Origin of the sequence: Flavobacterium marginilacus (assembly GCF_026870155.1) — a bacterium.
Lineage (GTDB): Bacteria > Bacteroidota > Bacteroidia > Flavobacteriales > Flavobacteriaceae > Flavobacterium > Flavobacterium marginilacus.
Window position 1 is genome coordinate 147,320 of the sequence record NZ_CP113975.1, and the last position, 19,870, is coordinate 167,189.

The window sequence follows — 19,870 nt, forward strand, 5'->3', positions numbered from 1 at the left end:
CAAATATGAAAAACAGAAATTTATTAATGAAAAACAAAGTATTATAAGTTAAAAGGTTCAAACACAATAAAAATCATTTGATGATGGAATTAAAAAAAGAACTTATTGAACAGATTTTGTCAATTGTCACAATCTCTAGGGAAAAAGCAATTCGTTCTGTAGATACGCAAAGGGTATTAATGTATTGGGAAATAGGTAAAATTATTTTTGAAGAGGAACAAAAAGGAAAAGAACGTGCGAGTTACGGAGAATTTCTGATAAAATCATTAGCAGAAAGTCTAGAGCCACAATTGGGGAGTAGTTTTTCATATAGACAATTAAATTTATTTCGTCAATTTTATCGAATTTTTCCAATTGTGAACGCACTGCGTTCACAATTTAATTGGACACATTACAGAACACTTATCCGTATTGATAATAATGATAAAAGAGCTTTTTATATAGCTGAAGTTGAAAAAAATAATTGGACAGCCCGACAATTAGAAAGACAGGTAAACAGTCAGCTATTTGAAAGATTATTACTTAGTAATGATGTTAAATCAGTTCTGGCCGTTGCCAGAGAAGAAAAAAATCCTGTAGAAGCTAAAGAGATTATCAAAGACCCTATGGTTTTAGAGTTTTTAGGATTACAAAGAGAGAATTCTTATTATGAGAAAGATTTAGAAAATGCTATAATCACTCATATACAGGATTTTATTTTGGAATTGGGTAATGGATTTGCATTTGTCGCCAGACAAAAACGTATTCATTTGGATGGGGATGATTTTTTTATCGATATGGTTTTTTACAATCGTTTGCTGCAATGTTTTGTAATTATCGAAATAAAAACAAGTAAGCTTACCCATCAAGATATTGGACAGCTGCAAATGTATGTGAATTACTATGACCGATTTGAAAAACAATCTTTTGAAAACCCAAGTATCGGGATTTTGCTGTGTACCGATAAAAATGATGCTGTGGTGAAAATTTCTTTACCAGAAAATAATTCAAATATTATTGCCAGTAAATATCAATTATACCTGCCAACAGAAGAACAGCTGATAAATGAAGTTAAGAAAGAAATTGAAAAATTAGATAATAAAATTTTTTGATGCAGGTCAAAACCAAAGCCATAGTAATTTCGTCCTTAAAGTTTCAGGAAAAAAGCTTGATTGTAAAATGTTTTACGCTCTCAAATGGTTTGAAATCTTATATGGTTCGTGATGCTTTTTCTTCCAGGAAAGGAAGCTCTAAAATAGCATATTTTCAGCCTTTGAGCATTATAGAAATTGAAGCAGTTCATAAAAACAAAGGTACTCTGGAAAACTTCAAAGAAGTAAAAATCTCGTACCCTTTTCATTCCATACATTCGGATATTTTTAAGAGTACAATGGTTTTGTTTCTCTCCGAAATTCTGCATCATTCGATTCATGAAGAAGAGAAAAATGAATCTTTGTTTACTTTTCTAGAAACTGCTTTGCATTGGCTGGACCAGCACGATGAGATTTCCAATTTTCATTTGATTCTGATGCTGGAAACTACAAAATATCTTGGATTTTATCCAGACACTTCAGATATTGATATGTCTTTTTTCGAAATGACTGAAGGTGTTTTTACGCCTTTTCATGCTATTAGTTCGCTCACAGAACATGAAACACAGCTGTTCAAAAAACTGATTAACCTAAAATTTGATAATGATCAAAAAACGTTTCATGTTATTGAAAGGCAATTGCTTTTAAAAATTTTAATTGATTATTATAGTTTTCATCTCGACGGATTCAAAAGACCTAAATCTTTGGATGTTTTGAAAGAAGTTTTTTCCTGATCCCTGTAAAGGCGACTCATTGTTATCCCGTTTTGGAAACCAAAGTTGCGGTAATAAACAGTTTTTCTTCTTTGCTGTATTCTAATTCGATTCCCTTTAAAATGTGTTCAGAATCGATTATTGTGGTGTTTTGGTCAAGTGTCTGCAAGCAGGCGAAAGCCATCGCTGAAACTATTTGGGCACCATTGAGTTCATAATTTTTAGCAGCTATCTCTAGAATGTTATGATCTTTTAGTTTTGTTTTCTTAGGCATACAATTCTCCCATAATTGCAAACGTTCTTCGGCTGTAGGTTTGTTAAAATGAATAATGAAATTGAATCTTCTTAAAAAAGCATCATCAATATTATTTTTGAAATTGGATGTCAGTATTACTAATCCATTAAAATTTTCGACTCTTTGTAATAAGTAACTAACTTCCTGATTGGCATATTTATCATTTGAAGATTTGGTTTGTGTCCGCTTGCCAAACAGTGCATCAGCTTCGTCAAAAAGGAGAATCCAATTTTTGTTTTCGGCCTGAACGAATATTTTTTCCAGATTTTTTTCTGTCTCGCCAATGTATTTGGACACGACTTGTGATAAACTGATGCGGTAGACTTCTTTCCCGAATTCTTTTCCCAATAAAGTAGCAGTAAGTGTTTTTCCAGTTCCCGATGGACCATAAAATAAACACCGGTAGCCAGGAGCAATCTGCTTGGACATTCCCCAGTCATGACGCAATTGATCCTGATGTTTTAGCCAAAGTTTAATTTGGCTGATCTGATCCTGTGTATTCTGATTTACAACTAAGTCTTCCCATTGCATTTGTGTTGTAATCTCCTGAGCAGGAAAGTTTGTGCCAAATTTTGGTTTTAATTTTTCGCCATAAAACAAAAGATGTACTACTTCTGGAGGTAAAATAATACGGCCGCTCATTAAGGGTTCTCCTTCTTTTACATCTTCCAGAAATAAAATATTCTCTTTGCAAAACCAATGTGAAGGTGAAAATAACTGCTGTATTTCTAATCGATAATTGATATCTTCTTTTGCTAAAACATATTGTGCAGTTTCGCCTGTAGGAAGCATTCCTCTATGATTCTCAAGTCGGATTCCTCCCAATTCAGGGAGTTCACCACCATCAGGATAAATTTCTTTTATGATTTCGTCAAAAAAATGAGGGAGGATATTTGGCACTAATGCCAAAAGTAAAATGACCGCTTCCTCATGTGTCGTTGTATGACCTAAAGCTTCGGAAAAAGAGTTGTCGAAATTATAGGAAACAGGTTCTTCGACACTTTCTAAAGGACGAAGGGACTGGATAAGGAATGATTTCAGAATTTGGAATGGCATGTTTTATTTTTTAAATCTATAATTTTGAAACTACTCTGTGTAATCGCCATGACTATAATCCAATCCATTAGAAAAATGGTCGGTTTTTGTAACTTTAGTATTTGGATCTTCTTTTTTCCAAGAAGAGAATTCATAATTTATTACCGATGGTGTTTTTTCTTCCATTTCGATAATTTTTTTTCTTTTGGCAGACAAATTAGCAGGTTGATTTTTTACAGTATTTCCGCCATAAATAGGAGTTACTTTATAATTGATTACTTTATCATCAGCTAAATCTTTTTTTACAGTTTCTTCGATACCAACATTATGATCTTTGTTTCCTTTTCTGGTTAGAGGTGTTAGATTCCTAAAATCATTACCGCTGCCTCCCAGATTATGATTTAACAAATGCCCTAAAATGTAATAAGTCGAACTTCCATTTCGTTTTTTCTTCAATGTTTCATAGCCAGCATTGGTAACTCCCGGTACAGATCCTGTAGGAGGTTTTGTTGTTTTATGAAGATTCTTCACCTCCATGCTTGTTCCAAAACCATTTTGTAATGATCCAAAAGTAAGTTCAAATTTTCCTATGCTTTCCATATTAAAAAGCGGAATCATATGATTGCTTAATTTATTGACATGATCTGTAACTACCTCATATTTTTCGGTTTGTTCTGTTTGATATTTTTCAGACCCTTTGGCAGATTTATTCTTTTTAGAAATAGCGGCCTTCAGCAGATTAAATTCAGCCTGAGCATTTTTTTTGGATTCTGTTTTTTTGGCATCTGTTTTTCCTAATTTGCTTATAAATTTAGCAAAAGTAGCAGGCGTGCTGGCCACCATTAATTCAGCATTTTCTTCAGTACCTTCAAAATAAAGGCTATGCGAATGCCCATCTTCGGTTTTAAATTTCTTTTTGATACTAAAAAAGCTCATCAGTTTTTTTACTCCGGCTTTTCCGGCTTTAAATAGCGTTTTTACAACTGACCCCGCTTTTTCGAGCACCCAGTCGATGGCCTTATTAATAGGAGCCTGTATTTTATCAAGTAAAGCTTGTACTTTTTTACTTAAATCTCCAAGACCTAACAATCCTGCCAGAAAACCAATGGCTATAGGAACTAGTTTGGCCAATGAATTTTCTACAAATGTGGCGGCTTGGGTAATTTTTCCAGCTACAATCAATGCGGTACTATCGACAATACTGTTTATTAAATCCAGTATTCGTCGGGCATTATTGATAAACCAGCTAATTACATCATAAATGAGTTTACAGGCTTTTATAAAAGCGCCCACCGGATTGAACAAACTGATAACCCAGGTAATTCCTGCTTTAATTACGGTTTCGATAAGCATATTTTGTATGGCATCTACTACCATGACTTTGAGATCGCCTATTTTTTCCTTGATAAAATTCCATAGTCCGGCAAGACCTTCCTTTCGGATGATTTGAAAAATTTCGAAACCAGTTTCTAATGCAGCTACTACAGTTGCACCATACATCTTAGTAGCTCTGGCTTTAATGTTTTCCCAAGTAAGGCCAAAAACCGACATTATGAATTCAAAAATTCCGCTTAAATCCCATTGTTTCGGGAATTTTATTGATGGAGGCATGTTTCCCATCAGCCATTCAAAAAATCCTTTTTTGAGATGTTCTAATGCATTTTTGCCAAAATTTTTGAAACCCAAAACAATTGCATCCAGTAAATTGGATAGAAAACCAATAGGATCCAAAATTATTTTTCCTACCACATCTGCCACTTTTGCTAATATGTTAAGCAGCAGATTTTTCATTTCTATTATTGCTTTGATTACCCCGACAACAGCATCATAAGCACGTTCCAGCCAGCTTTTGTTTTCTTCTTGTATTTTGTCAAAAGTTTCTTCTAATTTGGCAACGGCAGCATTAAATTTGGTAGTAATACTTTGTTTGAGTCCCTCATTAGCTTCCTCTACCTTGGAGTCAAGTTCTGTAAATCTATCAGTGGCATGTGCAAAAACATCGCCTGCAATTCTCTGCGTGTCCTTATCCTGATTTTTCCAGTAATTTTGAGTTTTGAGCTTCCCATCTTCAATGTCTTTGGTAGCTTTATTCAATTCTTTTTCGACAAAATCACCAATTTTACGCACTACAGGCGCCAGCGAATTGATAAAATTATCCTGCTCTTCTATAAAAACTTTCTTGATATCATTTGGAATTCCGGCAGCCCAATTGGCTAAATCTTCCAGCCAGTTAGTATCAGTTCTTTCTTTTACATTTTTTTCAAATGCTTTGTTGGCAATATCCAGTGCTTCATCAAAATCCTTATTTACTTTTTCGGTCAGGTTTTTTAGGTTGGTTTCAACTAAAAGCTTGGTGTCATCATAGATTTTATTTAAATCTGCTGCGACTTTGGTTCTAATCTCTTCCTCTTTTTGCTTTTTAAGTTCTTTATTTTTATCGACCTGACTTAATTGTTTATTTCGGGTTGCATTCATTTTAGCCAGTCCTCCTAAAGTAAGAGCATTGGTACTGCTTTTTGCAGAACCTGCAATGGGATTTGCTGATTTTAAATACTGCTGATGGGTGCCGGCTGCTTTTTTCTGGCTTTCTTTTTTCTCGGTTAAAGAATGGTCAAAAGCGGGCTCATTACCATTTTGGAGTTGTGTTTCGGAAATATCATTATTAGCCAATTCATCATCTATCTTTTTAGAATCGGAAGAAAGATCGTTGTCCTGTGCAGTTTTTAGCGGTGGCGCAAAACCAGGATTGGAAACAGTTGGATAGGCTCCAATATCTTCTTTGGGTAATGGAACAGCGACTTTTGTGACAACACTATTCTGATCTGGACTAGCACTAACGGAATTAGATAAATCGCCATTTGTATTTTGTTTTTCTTTTTCTAAAGTATCTGTAATACCTTGTTGTGCATTGCCCATTTTTTCAGAAGAAGTCTGGTCTTTCTCCATTTCTTCTTTGTTTTTGGGAATCACTTTTTTAATGTTTTCCAGAATTGCATCAGAGAATTTTTTGGAATCAAATTTTTTAGTTTTTTGATTTGCCATGTCATCCACCTGATTGGATTTGGCCACACTTGATTTTTCTAATGATGGATCTATAGCAACCGATTTTTGCATTTCCTCTTTTTTCTCGGCTGGGGTTCCGTGTTTTTTTTGAGATTTTGCGGTTTTGGCAATTTTGGCTTTCTGAATATCAAGAATAGATGCTTTTTTTAGATTAATCACAGGATCTGGCGCTTCTTTTTTAACCTTTACAGCTGCGGGCACAAGAGCATTTACCTTCTTTTTCTTCTTTACTGCAGAAGGAAAAAAGGGAATTGTTTTTCGCTGTGGCTTTTTAACTGGTTTAAATTGAAGTCCTGTTTTAGACATTTTATCTAATGATTAAGGTATTAATTCATTGTGATCGTTTTCTTTAATTCCAATAACAGTTTAAAAAATCTTCCATCCATGGGGTTTTGATCATTTCGATTCCCCATGGCAATTGATTCAGTAAAACATCGACACCTTCCTGTTTTACCCATAATTCTATTTTTTTATTCCCGGTCAGCAGGATTTTTCCTTTTCGCTGTAAAAATGTTTCCCGTAAACCGGCAATCGAGGTATCTCCAAGAATTTTCCAATGCCCGATAACTGCCAATAGTAAGCTTTCACATTTTTCTATTTCTCTCTGGCTAATTTTGAGTTTTGTATTTACGGCATTTTCTATAGGAAAACCACATAAAATCTTATTGAGAACCAATTTATTTTCTCCTATTTTGGTTTCTCCGTTAATTAAAAACTGTGTCAATAAAATGGCTTTATGCTGATTGATTTTATTTGTCCAGTTTCCATTTTCAATAAGATCTAATTGTTCGAATAAACGTTCCAGAAAAGGATGAAATAATATCAGACCCGCATTCTCAACATATATCAGATTTTCGGTTTTAGAATTGGGACTTTCCAGTTCATCGTTTCCTAGAATTTCTAAAGTGTTTTTTTCTTCGACTGCTGATTCTTTATTTTTATTTAAAGAAGCAAAATCGTTTAAAACCGCTTCCCAAAAAGCTATAAACTCAGAATTCATAAACTTTTGCTGAGTATTATAACTGATGATTTCTGGATTTAACAGTTCTTTCAACACCAAAAAAGAGCTGATTTTTATATCCCAATATTCTGATGAAATAATTTTAATTGTATTATAAATTTCAGAGCGTGTAATTTTTTTTTCTTTAAAAAAATAAAATTGCCAGGCCATAAATTCGATCCAGGTTTCTAAAATTGTCTGAGGAAAGTAAGTTGCTTTTGAAACCAGTGCCGATTGTAATAACTCTCTGAAACCATTTTGAAAACCTTCAAGCCGGTTTTCTATTTTCGATTTAAACAATTCTGAAAAAGTGTATATAAAACGAATTAAGCTATTTGGGTTTTCAAGAAAAAGTGACAGCAGTTTCTGCATCAAAGAATCATTTATCTCTAACTTGATAATTAATTCTTCAATGTTTTGGAACTGTCCATTTTCTGGAATAAATCCTTTTTTTAAAAAATCAAAAAATAAATTCTCAGCTATTATTTCTTGCAAAAACAGTGTCTGCAGGTTATCAGTTACATTTAAATGCTGTTCCATATTCTCGAAATGTAATTTTAAATAGGCATCAATCTGTTGTAAAGAATGCGTAACGATTTCTTCCTTCCATTTTTTTTTGGATAATGGCGGAAGTTCAATTTCCAGTTTGTCAATTTTCCAGATATAGTCTGGCAAAGAATAAATATTGAGTAATGATTCAAGTTTTGGATAAAATTCTTTTTCTAATAACATCGCAACAGTATTTTGTATTTCTTTCCCGAAATCGGCAGAAGTACAATTGATTTGTAAAGTATGTTGCTGAACCAAGTGCATTATTTTTCTTCGAAAATTAAATCATTATCTTCTATAATACTGCTAAGCATTTTATCTAAGGATTCTTGCATTTCTTTAGAGAATAGACCATATTCAAAATGATTTGGTTTATACAGCAAAGCCATTGATGTAGAAATATGTCCTGCCGAAGGCAAAATGATATGAACTCCGGGTTGTTTTTGTCTGTCTACTAATAAACCCACTCCGATAATCATCATTGGAAAATCAGATCCGCTTTTTGAGTTTGACCTAGTTTCTAGATTGGTTTTAATGTCCCCAGTTGCAGGAGCGGTACTGCTTATTTTGTCCTGAGCTTCAAAAAAAGGAACGATAAATGTGAGATACATTTGTTTCTTATTGATGTTGGGTAAAAAAGACAGCAAAATTTTATATTCCTCTTCTTTGATAGGAATAAAAAGCCATTCGGGATTATCTCTTCCTTCTTTTTGGGGATCACGCAGCATGGCTTCAATACAAAGGTACAGTGAGCATGAAAGTTTTTCGATTCCGGTAAAATTCACTTTTACTGATGCAAGCTGTTCAGTTTTTAAAGGATTATCAATATTTCCAAAATCAAAACTATTAATTGCCGTTGAAGGTTTATCCGAAAAATCCAAAATGTCTTTAAGAATCTTGTTGGTATCAACAGCACTTATATTTCCTTTTGCAATAATTTTGCCGTCAATTGCTGTAATTATTTCTTGTTTGGTTGCCATAGTTTTATTTTTTAGGATTATTGTCTAGGTGTTAAAATCATCATTATTAAAGTCTGCTTTTTCAAAATCTCCAATTTTTGTTTCGTTACTGCCTATAATGATGTTTATATTATTGCCGTCCGGGCTCTGAATGTAAGGCAGGAAAAAATCGGCAAGTACTACTTTTTGAGGAGCGGTATTTTCTATAAGAACTAATGGTTCAAATTGAAACAAGCTTGTGATATTTGTAAGGAAAAACTCTTGTAAATGTGCTGGATAATTTGCAGAGAGATTTTGCTGAGCCACCTTAATCAAGTTCGCTTTGAGATTCTCCGTTTCATTTTTGCAATCTTTGAGCGCATTTGCATCATAGGAATCGATAGCGGTGAATTTTGTTTTGTTTAATAATACACTTTTGGTAAGATCGTCCTTAATGGTTTTGGTTTCTTCAACTGTTCCAAAAGAAAAACTATTGGTATAATTTTTTATCGAATTAAGAAGCACCTGATACTTGGGCGCAGTTTGCTGTGGTTTGAAAATGGTAGTATCCGAGTATATCAAAATAAATGTCCCGCCTACAGATACTCCTGCATGGTGTTCCATTCCTTTGTTTTTTTGTAAAAAAGAGGATAAAAACAAATCTTTATAACTGGAATTCCATCTTTTTACAGCTTCATCATAAATTACTGTGAAGGCATCTTCCAGAAATAATTCATTAATCTGATCCAAATGGTCTATCAGATCTTCAACCAAAATGGTTATGTCTTTTTTATTCCACAACAAACAAAAGCGATGAAACAAAAACAGCACATTCAGGTTTTTGAAAATTTCATAAAAGCTTTTATAATTAGGCAAAAATTCACTTAAATCATCTGTCAGCAATGATTTTACTTCATTCAAAATATTTTTAAGAGAAGTAATTGTGGCATCAGTCATCATGGTTTGCTTGACAATTTCGGTTTTGTTTGAACTTATCCAGTTAATTACAAACTCAGTAATATTGTATACTTTCTTTCGGGCCAGATCGTAATCAACTTCCAGATCGGACCAATCGCCCTGATGTTTTGTAATATCTACATCTTTACCCGTAAAATCTACTGCATTGAGTGCAATTGTTTTAAAAGGCAGATTGTAAGTATCTTTTAACGAAGACAATTCGGTAAGTACTTCCAGATAATTTTTGCCAATATGCCCTTCTATTCTAAAAAAATTATAAGGTTCCAAGTCATATAACAATGGTTTTTTGACCCATTGTAAATTGGTATAATTTGGTTTTTCGGATTGATAAGAAAGAATTTCGTTGGTTTTATTTTTTACTGTTTTATCTGGATTCCATTTTTTATTGAGTTCCAAAAAGTTAGAGTAATAGTATGGAATAGATTTTTGCGACAAAGGATTTTTACCATAAATAGTGGGAGTTATCCGCAAAACAGTATCCGAAATTGACCATGATTTTATCATAAGAACCAATCGCTCAAACAATATATTGAGTTTGTTTCTTAGCAGAATCTCTTTATCAGTATTTCCTGTTTTTATATAAGGAGTTCTGAAATTATTCTCGAAATTGATATTTCCTAAAATGATATGAAATGGAAACTGACTTTCGTCAAAACAGCAAAAAGTTGGATTCTGATTCTGGAAATCTACAATTTCATTGTAAGCAGATACAATATCGGCAATCCAGTCACATACGTATTGAACTTGCAATTTGTCTTTATTTGCATTGATGATCTGCAATAATTGCGTTTTACAATTATTTAATGAAGAAAAATCAGAAGTGGGTTTGAGTACATTTTTATTCGTATTATAAATTTCATTTATTTGGTTAGAAAGCGTAGTCAGGAAAGCATCATCATACCAGTTTTTAAAACCATTAAGCACTTGCTGACCCGTTATTAAGTTTTTGAATGGGACATTATATCTGGGACTAACGAGTTTTTGGGAAGTTTTTTTAATATCAAAACCCTGCAGTAACAATGGTGCAATATCTGCATTGTTTATAACCAGTGGCCGAATGTTAAACTCAAGTCTTTTGCCCTTGTCATCACAGTTGGTATTGACACAGTTTTTTTCGTCTATTAATGCAGTTTCCAAAATAAACAAAACTGTTTTATCATTGAAAAAGCCGTTGGGAATTGCTGTTTTTAATGGCTCGGTAGTGGCAGATTCCAGTAATTCAATGGCATTTTTGAATGGCAGATATTTGGATCCGTATTTCAAAATGGGTTCCAAAAAAGGCTCTTTACTGTAATTGGCTCCCAAAAAATTGGCCGAAAGTTCTAAATTATGATAAAACGTAAACAGTTTTTCCTCCCAGTTTATTTCATAACCCAACGAAGTAACTGCTGTTCCGCAGCTTATTTTTATTTGATTGGGTTGTGGATGCGAAATCTCTAATCCACAAACAATTCCCATCCCTAAAAGGCCTGTTCTTGATAAACGATCCTGCTCCTCAAGATAACTTACAACAGTATTAAGATGTTTTTGGCTTAGGACTTGATCGGCCTCAAAAACGGGATATTTGGAGTTGTTAAATGCTTTCATATCTGTAAAATTTATTTATTAGAAGTCAAATATGGTATCGCTTTTTTATTTATCGGTGTTTGTTTTTAACAAACTTGTTAATATTGGCGATTTCATAGTGCTATTTTTAAAGTGTTCCTAATGCTGTATTTCCTAATAATATCGGGTTGGTTGTTTCACTCAGATGACAATCGAATAAGTTTCCTTCGGGGTACATAGTGTTCAATTCATTGAGAGCAGTTATCATTTGTTTATGACAGAGTAAAAAGCTGGTTTCGTCTTTTGGCAAGAGTGTTTTAGAACATTGCCTGATCCTAAAATACCGATAGCTTTCGAGCCAGTTTTTATACGCTTTCTGAAACTGAATCATATCACTTGCATTTACCCAGCAAATTTTCAGCAACACATGAGCAGGAGCTTCCTGCCTAAAAATTTTCTCTGCATATTTTCTAAAAGTCAAATTCCGAAAACGGGTTAAATAACCAGGTAAAACAATCGTCGCTTTGAAAGAATAAGGATCATTATTGGCTTCATCCCTGCAGTCATCCTGTAAACAGACGGTGAGTAAATCACTGTCTGTGTGGGTTGCCAAAAAAGGCCGAAGCAATATATGCTCTATCGAATAAAAGTTCTCGAAAGTTTCATTGAGAGCTTGCAGTAATGAATTGTAATAGTTGTACGCTTCTGCAAATGAGTTAAATGATTTGTCAATTTTGGCAATTTTAGCGGTGTCCTGTTCGAGATAGAGATAATATTTGGAACCCGATTTATGAATTGCATAATCATTGGGTTCAAAAATATGTTCTTGCAGCCAGTTCCATTTAATTATCAAATCGGTGGCAGGGTTTTGTATTTTAAAATGAATTATTCCCAGTTTTGTAGGGATCGATAATTGAGATTGAGGAGTATCATCATGGACAATATCTCTCAAAATAATACTATTGATGCCTAATAATTTGGCAACTCGCTTTTCATATCCGCCACGGGAATTGGAATTCCAAAAATCGGGTGGAGTCAGCGTATTTGGATGTATGTAATCCATTCCGACGCCTCGTTTACTGCTTATTTCGGGATAAGCATTAATGAAGTTCTGTTTGTCCTGAATTAAATCTTCGTATTGAAAACTAAGTTCACCCAAACCTTTTGCATCCTGATTGACCTGATACATCATAAAAACATACTCATTAAAGCTTTCTCCAAAACGAGCCATCAAATGGTCCAATGCGCGATTGCGTCGCTCGTAAAAATTAGTTTTGTTTTCGTAAATAGTTACATGATCATCAGTTGGAATCCACAAATTCTCCTCAAAGGAACTGGTGTACAATTCATTAGAATAAAATTTTCCTCCGTTCCAGTCATTTTTGGAAAGAAACTTCGGGAAGTATGTCCGGTCTATTGTCTTTGTGTCCAAAATGTTTTTGGAGTTGTATAACTGATTGAAAAAATCAGCCAAAATCTGATCATAAAAATGCAGGTAACCCTTGAGCTGTTTGACCTGTGCTTTTCGCAAATCGGATTCTTTATCTGATAATTGGTTTTTTCCTAAACCATAATTTTGAGGAAACTCATCCTGAATGCTGTAAAATTCATCCAGCTGATAAAAAGTTCCAGACGGATAAGGAAGTTCATTATTAGTATTGAGTAATTTATATTTTTTTTGCTGTGACTTATATATTTCTATTTTTTGATCTACCAGCATCTGATTATTTTCAGAAAGCAGAAATGGAATCTTTTTTTGAAACAAAAGTATTTTGGACTTTTTGGGAGTAAAAACAGGATTGACTTCCCCAGAAAGATTCAGACTCCAGGGCTGACTGGAACTTCCAGGCACAGGCTTGCCATTTTTGTCATAAGCTGTCAGCAAAAGATTGCTTACCGAAATCACTCCTTTTACATCCATCAATACAGCAATAATATCCGAAGAATGAATCGCCGTTGGTAACGAAGAATGGATTAATTCTTCATCTTTTAGGAATCCGTGGTCGAGTTTTGGACCTAAAAATAAATCCTCTGAGTGATACCCTTCATTGAGTAATTGTGTTAATGTGTAAAAACGGATAGGAGGATTGATGACATCAAAAATAGCAATTTGAATTTGTGCCATAACATCAACTACATTGCTTTGAGCCTCTATTTCAATATCAACACAAATTCCTATTTCAATACTCTCGATAGTGGAGAGACATAAATAGTCTTCGGTGAAATTTCTGTTTTGATGCAGTTTTTGATGTACTTTTTGAAAAGCAGTATCGACCTTATTTTTTTTATCTTTAAAAAGTGTTACTAAATCAAGATAGTTTTTTGAAATAGAAAAATGAGCGAATACAAGATCTATTTCACTTGGATCATAACAGCTAATCGTAAAAGTCAAAAATTCTGTTCCGTTTGGAGTTTTAAAAAGAGTAAGAACAACTTTGTTATCAATTTTCTTTATTTTTTTACTTTTTATTTTGGCGGGCTTGCTTAATGCTTCCAGCAGATTGGCTTTTGGACTGCTCCACGTGTCAAACATCGGATTGATATTTACCTGAATCCATTGATCCTGATTTAAAAATTCAAAATCCAGAAGCGTCGAATTTAAATCGCCAAGTATCGGATCTTCTTCCAGTTCCAGCACTATTTTGTTCAAACCTCTAAGGGGTAATTTTTGTAAAGCGGTATTGTTTTTATCAACCGGTTTTAAACTTAATTTATCCTCTACCGGATTTATATAAATTGGAATTTCATTATCATGCGGAGCAGGAAAGCCTGAAGAATCAGCAGTTTTTCTGGTAGCCAAAAACCAGGCGTTCGAAATGCCATCGATATCAATGAGCAATTTTCTATAATCGATTTCGGTAAGGGGCGCATTGGAGAAAATAGTGCTGGCGGGAAAAAAACTATTGTTTGAAATTTCTCCAAACTTGTTGCATAAAATGTTTTTGATGTCAAAAGTGGTTCGATATCCCAACTCGGTAATAGCGTAAGACAAAACTTCAAGAATGGTAATGCCCGGATCATGGGCATTGTAATCTGTCCAGAATTTGTTTCCCAGTTTTTCTATATATTTCATTCCCTCTTTTCTCAAAAATTCATAATCCTGAGAGAGAGGAAGCTTTCGGTCTTTTGCTATAAAATAATCTGTTCTCATAGGATCAATTATTTATTTCTTCTATAAAATGAGACTCATTGGGTACAAATAAGGTAAAATCGGTCATCGGGGTAATTTCTTTTACTTTATAAAATATATTTTTTATGTTGTCGTTCGTATCATTGAGAATAATTTGATTGACCTCAAAATCAGTAATATAATCGACAAAATGCTGATTGTCTATTAATTGAATCAGCTTCGATATTTCGATAGCATTGGCAAAAACGAGCTCAGTATTCTCAAATGCCCAAGGGCTCAAATAAGAATTGATGATTTTAGTCAGTTCTTTTGCATACATAATTGTATCGGCACCCGGAATTTCGTGGTATTTAACTTTAAATCTGACTTCTATTTTTTCTAATGTTGGTGTTTTTACAGCAATTCTGGCATGAGGCGAAGCTATTTTGGCAATATACTGCTGGATTTTTTTCATAATTCCCAAACTCAAAAGCGGTTTCCAGGAAACAGGATTTTGATAATTATTTGATTTTGCTATGGGAATTAATGTAATGTATCCCGCCGAAACATTTGATAAAATTGAGGTATTATAGCGATAATGATTCAGGCATTTTATGCGATGCACTTCGGGGAATTCGTCCAAAACAAGGCGTTCGTAATCCCATAAAGTAATCGCTCGTTTTTTGTGTCTTAGTCTTTCGCTGGAGCGCTGATACAACAACAGGTCATCTTCTTTTTTCCTGCCCGAAAAAGAAGCATACGGCTGAATTACTTTTTTTATAAAATTTATTGGCTCATTACATTTGGAGATAGTTTCTTTGGTTGTATTTTCAATAAAAACATTCCCATTTTGTTCGAAATCTGTCAAAACTGCTTTTAAAGCCTGGGTATGAATACCTATAAAATGACAAATAGCATCGATCCGGTCTATTGTAATTTTTACCCAAAAAAGTGATTTTTCCAGAATAGTAGTGTCACTGGTGTCAAATTCGGGTATCGTTAATTGAACCAAACCAGATTGGGACAATCCATTTGTTTCATCTCCCATTTCGTGAGCATTAATAAGAGTCCATGAATTATGATTCAGATAAAACCATTCTACATTTGCCGGTTCTTGTCTGGGATTGGCAGTTCCCTCTGCAAGCTGAATCAAAAGTGATAATCCATTTCCTGGAATTACTATATCAAAACCCAAATAAATTTCCCCGCCCAGAGGTGCATCATGTGGAAATCTGGAATCATACAATTCATCTTTTTTATATCCAAAAGGCAGAATGTGATATACTTCAATTGGGTTATTGGAAACACCATTACTGTAAGTGTCATCCACAAAGTATCCCAAACTGATGTCGTTAATTGTGGGTGCAGCTGGCAAAACGATAGGAAGGGTAGTACTCTTGCTTGCGCCAATGAAGTCCTGCAGAAATTTTTCTCCTGCAAAATCGGTATCGTTTAGTATAATTTTGGTATAACCAGAAACAGAAGAAGAGTCTGGTAATGTATTTTTTTCCTGATATTCCGGTATGGGGTTTGTATTTTCAATATAATAATAAAAATCTTCCGGGGATGTCCATAGTCCATCAGCCAGATTTGATGTTTGCATCGTTACAGTATTATATAAACTGGGATTGATATCAAGGTATATTTGAGAACTTTTTTTGACAAAAGCTTCGTTACAGCCTATCACAAATGCATTACCATTTTTTGGAAAATCACCAAAAGGTTTGAATGATTTGCTGGTATCAGCTAATCCGGTATCAGTTCCTAAAACAAAGTTTTTTAAACCGTAAGCACTGATTCCAATTTCTATTTTGTTTATATCGATCTGTTTTGCTTCATTTTGTGATACAATTTTTAGAACCGGATAATTGGTATTTATCTTGATAGTGTTATGAATTTCTGGATTATAAGCGATTATTTTTTTTTCGGATGGCGGAATTTCTATTAATATGGATCCTTCACGATTAGTGATATTAGTAATTTCTATTACTTTTTTTTCACCAGTCATAAAAAACCTGTAGTGCGTTAAATCTAACTCTTCATCATTAATTCTGAGTGCAATTTTTCTGTAACCGCCACTTAGGAAAAATAAAGGACTGGCAATAAGCAATCCTGTTTCTACCATTGTAGCTGTATCGGAAAACGCACTGAATGCTTTATTTTGTGCATTCGATTTTATAAAATCATTTTGTTTCCAAGGAAAATCCAAAGTTTTATAATTGCTTAAAAAAGAATGCAGGACACCGTTGTTGATTACCTGATCTGATGTTGAAGCATAGAATTTATTTTTGCCCAGACTATTTTTGCCCGCAGGAAAAACAGTGCCTTTTGGAATCAGAACCGTTTTATCCGGATTAGGTTCAAAGAGCAGATGTACATAATCAGGACATGCATTGGCAGGTTGTATTTGTAAAACGTCTTTGTAATAAAAATCAAGATGTCTGTTTGTAAATTCGTTGAGTTGAGTTTGTGCAATACCCAAAAGTTTCAAAAACGAAAGATATAATGTAAAATGAGGTTTGTGATTGGAATAATTTTCCAGCTGATTGTCGATACTTTCTCCAGAAATCTGTTTCCAGTTTTGAATTAATCCATAAAGCTGTTGTACCGTTTTGTCAAACTGACTATTCGAGAATAATGCTAATGGATTTGATGCTGCGTTTATTTTGTCTTTCAAATCCTTTATTTTTTGAATAAAATAAGGCTGAGTTCCCTGTAATGTTTCTTTGACTGAAATAGCTGAATCAAGAAAATTTATTTTTCGGGTAAAATCTAAAAACTGGCTGTTGATGGTTTCAAAATAAGATAAGAGTATGTCTTTTTGATCTGTTACAATTGTTGCAGATTTGACTTCGGTTTTGGTAATTTTATATTGTTCCTGCAGTTTTTGGACATCCCACAAATACAGTTGTACCAGAATGGAAGTCGATTCCCATTGAAAAAAATTAGCCCAATTTCCGTCTTCAACATTCGAATCATTATAAAATTTTATATGACTGGCCATTTTTTGAGCAAATGCAATAAAATCGATTTCCTTTCTTTCATCTATAAGAAAATGATCGGGCTTAAGGGCCACCAAAAATCGCTCTTCCTGGGTAGTTCCCATTCCTTGATGAATTGATATGTTTGATGAGCAATCGTCCATTTTTTTATTTTTATTATAAATAGTTCAGCAATAAAAAATCAGTTTTTATTTAATGTATGTTCCTTCTTCCAGATAAAAAGGATAAACGTAATTCTGTCTTGAGTTGGTAGTTCGTATTGTGTAATCTATTTCTAATTTTATAAGTCCTTGTGATGTTTCTTCAGAACCAAAAGAAACGTTATTGAGATCTATTCTGGGTTCATATTTGAGTATTGCCATCTTTACAATCTCTTTTATTTTAGTAAGCAGTGTTACTGTAATGTTTTCAAATAATAAAGGGGAAAGATTACATCCAAAATCAGATCTTAAAATACGCTCTCCAAGTTTTGTTCCCAAAAGAATCTGCAGACTTTGGTTGATATCAGTGGCTCCGTTTACCGTTTCAACTGAACCGGAAATGGAATTAAATGTGGGCGGAAAACTCCAGCCTGTTCCTATAAATGTTTCGTCGTTCATATTTTCTAACCTCCTATTAAAACTGTTGAACAACCTAGTATTATTGTTCCTCCATGTGCTGTTGAGTCTCCCATTCGTGCGGCCGCTTTACCGCCAATGGTAACTGTTCCCGAACCTTTTGTAATCGAATCGGGCGGACCCGTACACACACAGTTATCTCCAACAACAGCTGCAGGCATGCCGCCTATGAGGACAGTACTATTTCCTCCTGGTAAAATTGGTCCGCCTACATGAGGAACTGAGCCTGGTCCTACCGAAGGGCAAACATGCATATCTGATACTCTTGCTGCTGCTGGCATATTTTATTAATTTATTTTTATGATACCTCCTTTTAATTCCATATTTCCCGAAGCACTGACACTGCAGCCTGTTCCATCTATTTTTACATCTCCAGATGCTTTTACTATAAAATCTTTACTGCTTTCTATCGTAATTCCATCTTTGTTCATAGTAATTTTATTTTTGTTTTCGTCTTCCAGAACGAATCCTTTTTCATCATCGCTTATAAGAAGTTTATTTCCCTTTTTCGTGCTTAGTTCAATAGCTTTTTTTTCATCATCCAGAATCACTTTAGTGCCTTCTTTGGTTACAAAACCTTTAAGATAATTTTCCTTTGCGATGGGAAAAGGCATTGGTTTGGCACTGCTGTATAAACTTCCCAAAATAATCGGAGTATCAGGATTATTTCCCAAACAGCCTAATATGACTTCATCATCTAAACTGGGAATAAAATAACTGCCCATGTCTTTTGAAGCATTTAGAGTAGCAAGCCTTGCCCATACTCCTTCTCCTTTTTCAGAGAGTGTAGGAATTCGGACTTTGATCCTGAACTCCTTATTTGGGTCTTCTTCAATTTGAACCACAACACCTATCTGCAATCCGCTGATTGAATTGGTCTGACCCATTTGTGCCTGAGGGCTTGCCGTTTGTTTACTGGCATTTTCTGCAAATGAAGGTTCTCCTTCAAAACCCAAAGTATATTCGGTTTTCCAGCTGCCATTCTCAATTGTATGTTCTATGGCACTAATGATAATAGCCTTGTCATCTATTTTTTCATTTACTTTATTGCATTTTATAAAATCTCCTGTATGTGCTTCCAGATTGCCAAAAGTCTGGATTTTGCCATTGATGGTCTGGAGTTCGCTTTTTTTGAGAATAGCTTTGAGCATCCTTTTGACAGTGCCCTCGCTAAATCTGTTTTCATTGAGTTTTATTAATTTTTCAAAGGGATTTATGGCTTCCTGTGTTTCTTCTGTTTTCACTATTTTTTGAGTAGCGGGATCCCAATGCTCAATAATTGCTTTTTTTAATTTTTTTGTTTCATCTGATTTTCCTGTAAAGGAGAAAACATTAATTCCGTTTTCGGCCAGATATTTTTCTGTAGGTGGCGATTTTAATAAGTCTACACCATTAAATTCCCCATTTTTTATGGAAACGAAAACCCCAACCGAGTCCAGATAACCCAAAACAAAATCCCATGGCAGCGTAGCCGGGTTGTGTGTTATTTTTTCTTTCCCCCAATCTTTTCCAGATAATTCATCGTTGAGTTTTAACTTTTTTGTAAATAATTTTAATTTATCCTCAAAAGTCTGATTGTTGGTCTCAGCTTCCGTACTGGGCAATGTCATATCAAAGGCAATGTCTTTGCATTCTATTTTTATATCGATAAAATTGCCGTTCTGCACTTTTTCAGTAGCTTTTATAACTCCTTTAAAAAGTGTTTTTTTCTCTTTTTTAATAGTAACATTAAAAGTGATTTCATCATTTTCTTTTAAGGCATCACTAGGAAAAGTTTCTTTTTTGTCGACATCCCTATTGGAAGCAATAAATGTGAATTTGGCAGATGGAATTTTATTGAGCTCAAAATGAACGTGTGCTTCTTTGAGTAAGGTATCCAGTCCGTCGTTTTTGTCCTTCACCAGGATTTCCAATTTTAGGACTTCATCTTCGTCTATATAAGGTTTAATAGGCATA

At 34.1% G+C, this 19,870-nt stretch carries 12 protein-coding genes; 2 read left to right on the forward strand and 10 right to left on the reverse strand.

Annotated features, from left to right (window positions below; genetic code table 11):
* The first annotated feature begins 83 nt into the window (after nucleotides 1-83).
* The gene (locus OZP07_RS00695; RefSeq protein WP_281638498.1) at nucleotides 84-1,091 is read left to right on the forward strand and encodes a PDDEXK nuclease domain-containing protein; all 1,008 of its coding nucleotides are present in this window, start codon (nucleotides 84-86) and stop codon (nucleotides 1,089-1,091) included.
* Entirely contained in the window at nucleotides 1,091-1,804 is a 714-nt protein-coding gene (recO, locus tag OZP07_RS00700; protein ID WP_281636917.1) for a DNA repair protein RecO, read from the forward strand. The genes OZP07_RS00695 and recO overlap by 1 nt, the downstream gene beginning before the upstream one ends.
* Nucleotides 1,805-1,826: 22 nt before the next feature.
* Here recO and OZP07_RS00705 read toward each other — a convergent pair whose 3' ends face one another.
* From OZP07_RS00705 to OZP07_RS00750, 10 genes are all read right to left on the reverse strand, one after another.
* Complete coding sequence (locus OZP07_RS00705) at nucleotides 1,827-3,134, reverse strand: ATP-binding protein (protein ID WP_281636918.1); 1,308 nt, start codon at nucleotides 3,132-3,134, stop codon at nucleotides 1,827-1,829.
* Between the two features lie 30 nt (nucleotides 3,135-3,164).
* Complete coding sequence (locus tag OZP07_RS00710) at nucleotides 3,165-6,482, reverse strand: DNA/RNA non-specific endonuclease (RefSeq protein WP_281636919.1); 3,318 nt, start codon at nucleotides 6,480-6,482, stop codon at nucleotides 3,165-3,167.
* 43 nt (nucleotides 6,483-6,525) lie between these two features.
* Complete coding sequence (locus OZP07_RS00715) at nucleotides 6,526-7,983, reverse strand: contractile injection system tape measure protein (RefSeq protein ID WP_281636920.1); 1,458 nt, start codon at nucleotides 7,981-7,983, stop codon at nucleotides 6,526-6,528.
* A gap of 5 nt (nucleotides 7,984-7,988) precedes the next feature.
* On the reverse strand, nucleotides 7,989-8,705 hold the full coding sequence (locus OZP07_RS00720; protein ID WP_281636921.1) for a hypothetical protein: 717 nt from the start codon (nucleotides 8,703-8,705) through the stop codon (nucleotides 7,989-7,991).
* Between the two features lie 24 nt (nucleotides 8,706-8,729).
* Nucleotides 8,730-11,228 carry a hypothetical protein gene (locus OZP07_RS00725; RefSeq protein WP_281636922.1) on the reverse strand — a complete coding sequence of 833 codons (2,499 nt, stop codon included), beginning with the start codon at nucleotides 11,226-11,228 and terminating at the stop codon, nucleotides 8,730-8,732.
* A 106-nt stretch (nucleotides 11,229-11,334) separates the two neighbouring features.
* Nucleotides 11,335-14,337, reverse strand: coding sequence for a hypothetical protein (locus OZP07_RS00730; protein WP_281636923.1), 3,003 nt, complete (start codon nucleotides 14,335-14,337; stop codon nucleotides 11,335-11,337).
* Between the two features lie 4 nt (nucleotides 14,338-14,341).
* Nucleotides 14,342-17,440: a baseplate J/gp47 family protein gene (locus OZP07_RS00735; protein ID WP_281636924.1), complete on the reverse strand. Its 3,099-nt coding sequence runs from the start codon at nucleotides 17,438-17,440 to the stop codon at nucleotides 14,342-14,344.
* Nucleotides 17,441-17,485: 45 nt separating this feature from the next.
* Nucleotides 17,486-17,896, reverse strand: a complete 411-nt coding sequence (locus OZP07_RS00740) for a GPW/gp25 family protein (RefSeq protein WP_194641348.1) — start codon at nucleotides 17,894-17,896, stop codon at nucleotides 17,486-17,488.
* A 5-nt stretch (nucleotides 17,897-17,901) separates the two neighbouring features.
* On the reverse strand, nucleotides 17,902-18,195 hold the full coding sequence (locus OZP07_RS00745) for a PAAR domain-containing protein (RefSeq protein ID WP_281636925.1): 294 nt from the start codon (nucleotides 18,193-18,195) through the stop codon (nucleotides 17,902-17,904).
* 6 nt (nucleotides 18,196-18,201) lie between these two features.
* Nucleotides 18,202-19,869 (reverse strand): phage baseplate assembly protein V, encoded by a 1,668-nt coding sequence (locus tag OZP07_RS00750; protein WP_281636926.1) that lies wholly within the window; start codon nucleotides 19,867-19,869, stop codon nucleotides 18,202-18,204.
* Between the last annotated feature and the right edge of the window lies 1 nt (nucleotide 19,870).

What these genes read in the sequence shown, in the direction of transcription:
- OZP07_RS00720 (WP_281636921.1), bottom strand. Translation starts at nt 8,705, where the DNA reads ATGGCAACCAAACAAGAAATAATTACAGCAATTGACGGCAAAATTATT.
- OZP07_RS00730 (WP_281636923.1), bottom strand. Translation starts at nt 14,337, where the DNA reads ATGAGAACAGATTATTTTATAGCAAAAGACCGAAAGCTTCCTCTCTCT.
- OZP07_RS00735 (WP_281636924.1), bottom strand. Translation starts at nt 17,440, where the DNA reads ATGGACGATTGCTCATCAAACATATCAATTCATCAAGGAATGGGAACT.
- OZP07_RS00705 (WP_281636918.1), bottom strand. Translation starts at nt 3,134, where the DNA reads ATGCCATTCCAAATTCTGAAATCATTCCTTATCCAGTCCCTTCGTCCT.
- recO (WP_281636917.1), top strand. Translation starts at nt 1,091, where the DNA reads ATGCAGGTCAAAACCAAAGCCATAGTAATTTCGTCCTTAAAGTTTCAG.
- OZP07_RS00695 (WP_281638498.1), top strand. Translation starts at nt 84, where the DNA reads ATGGAATTAAAAAAAGAACTTATTGAACAGATTTTGTCAATTGTCACA.
- OZP07_RS00740 (WP_194641348.1), bottom strand. Translation starts at nt 17,896, where the DNA reads ATGAACGACGAAACATTTATAGGAACAGGCTGGAGTTTTCCGCCCACA.
- OZP07_RS00750 (WP_281636926.1), bottom strand. Translation starts at nt 19,869, where the DNA reads ATGCCTATTAAACCTTATATAGACGAAGATGAAGTCCTAAAATTGGAA.
- OZP07_RS00725 (WP_281636922.1), bottom strand. Translation starts at nt 11,228, where the DNA reads ATGAAAGCATTTAACAACTCCAAATATCCCGTTTTTGAGGCCGATCAA.
- OZP07_RS00710 (WP_281636919.1), bottom strand. Translation starts at nt 6,482, where the DNA reads ATGTCTAAAACAGGACTTCAATTTAAACCAGTTAAAAAGCCACAGCGA.
- OZP07_RS00745 (WP_281636925.1), bottom strand. Translation starts at nt 18,195, where the DNA reads ATGCCAGCAGCAGCAAGAGTATCAGATATGCATGTTTGCCCTTCGGTA.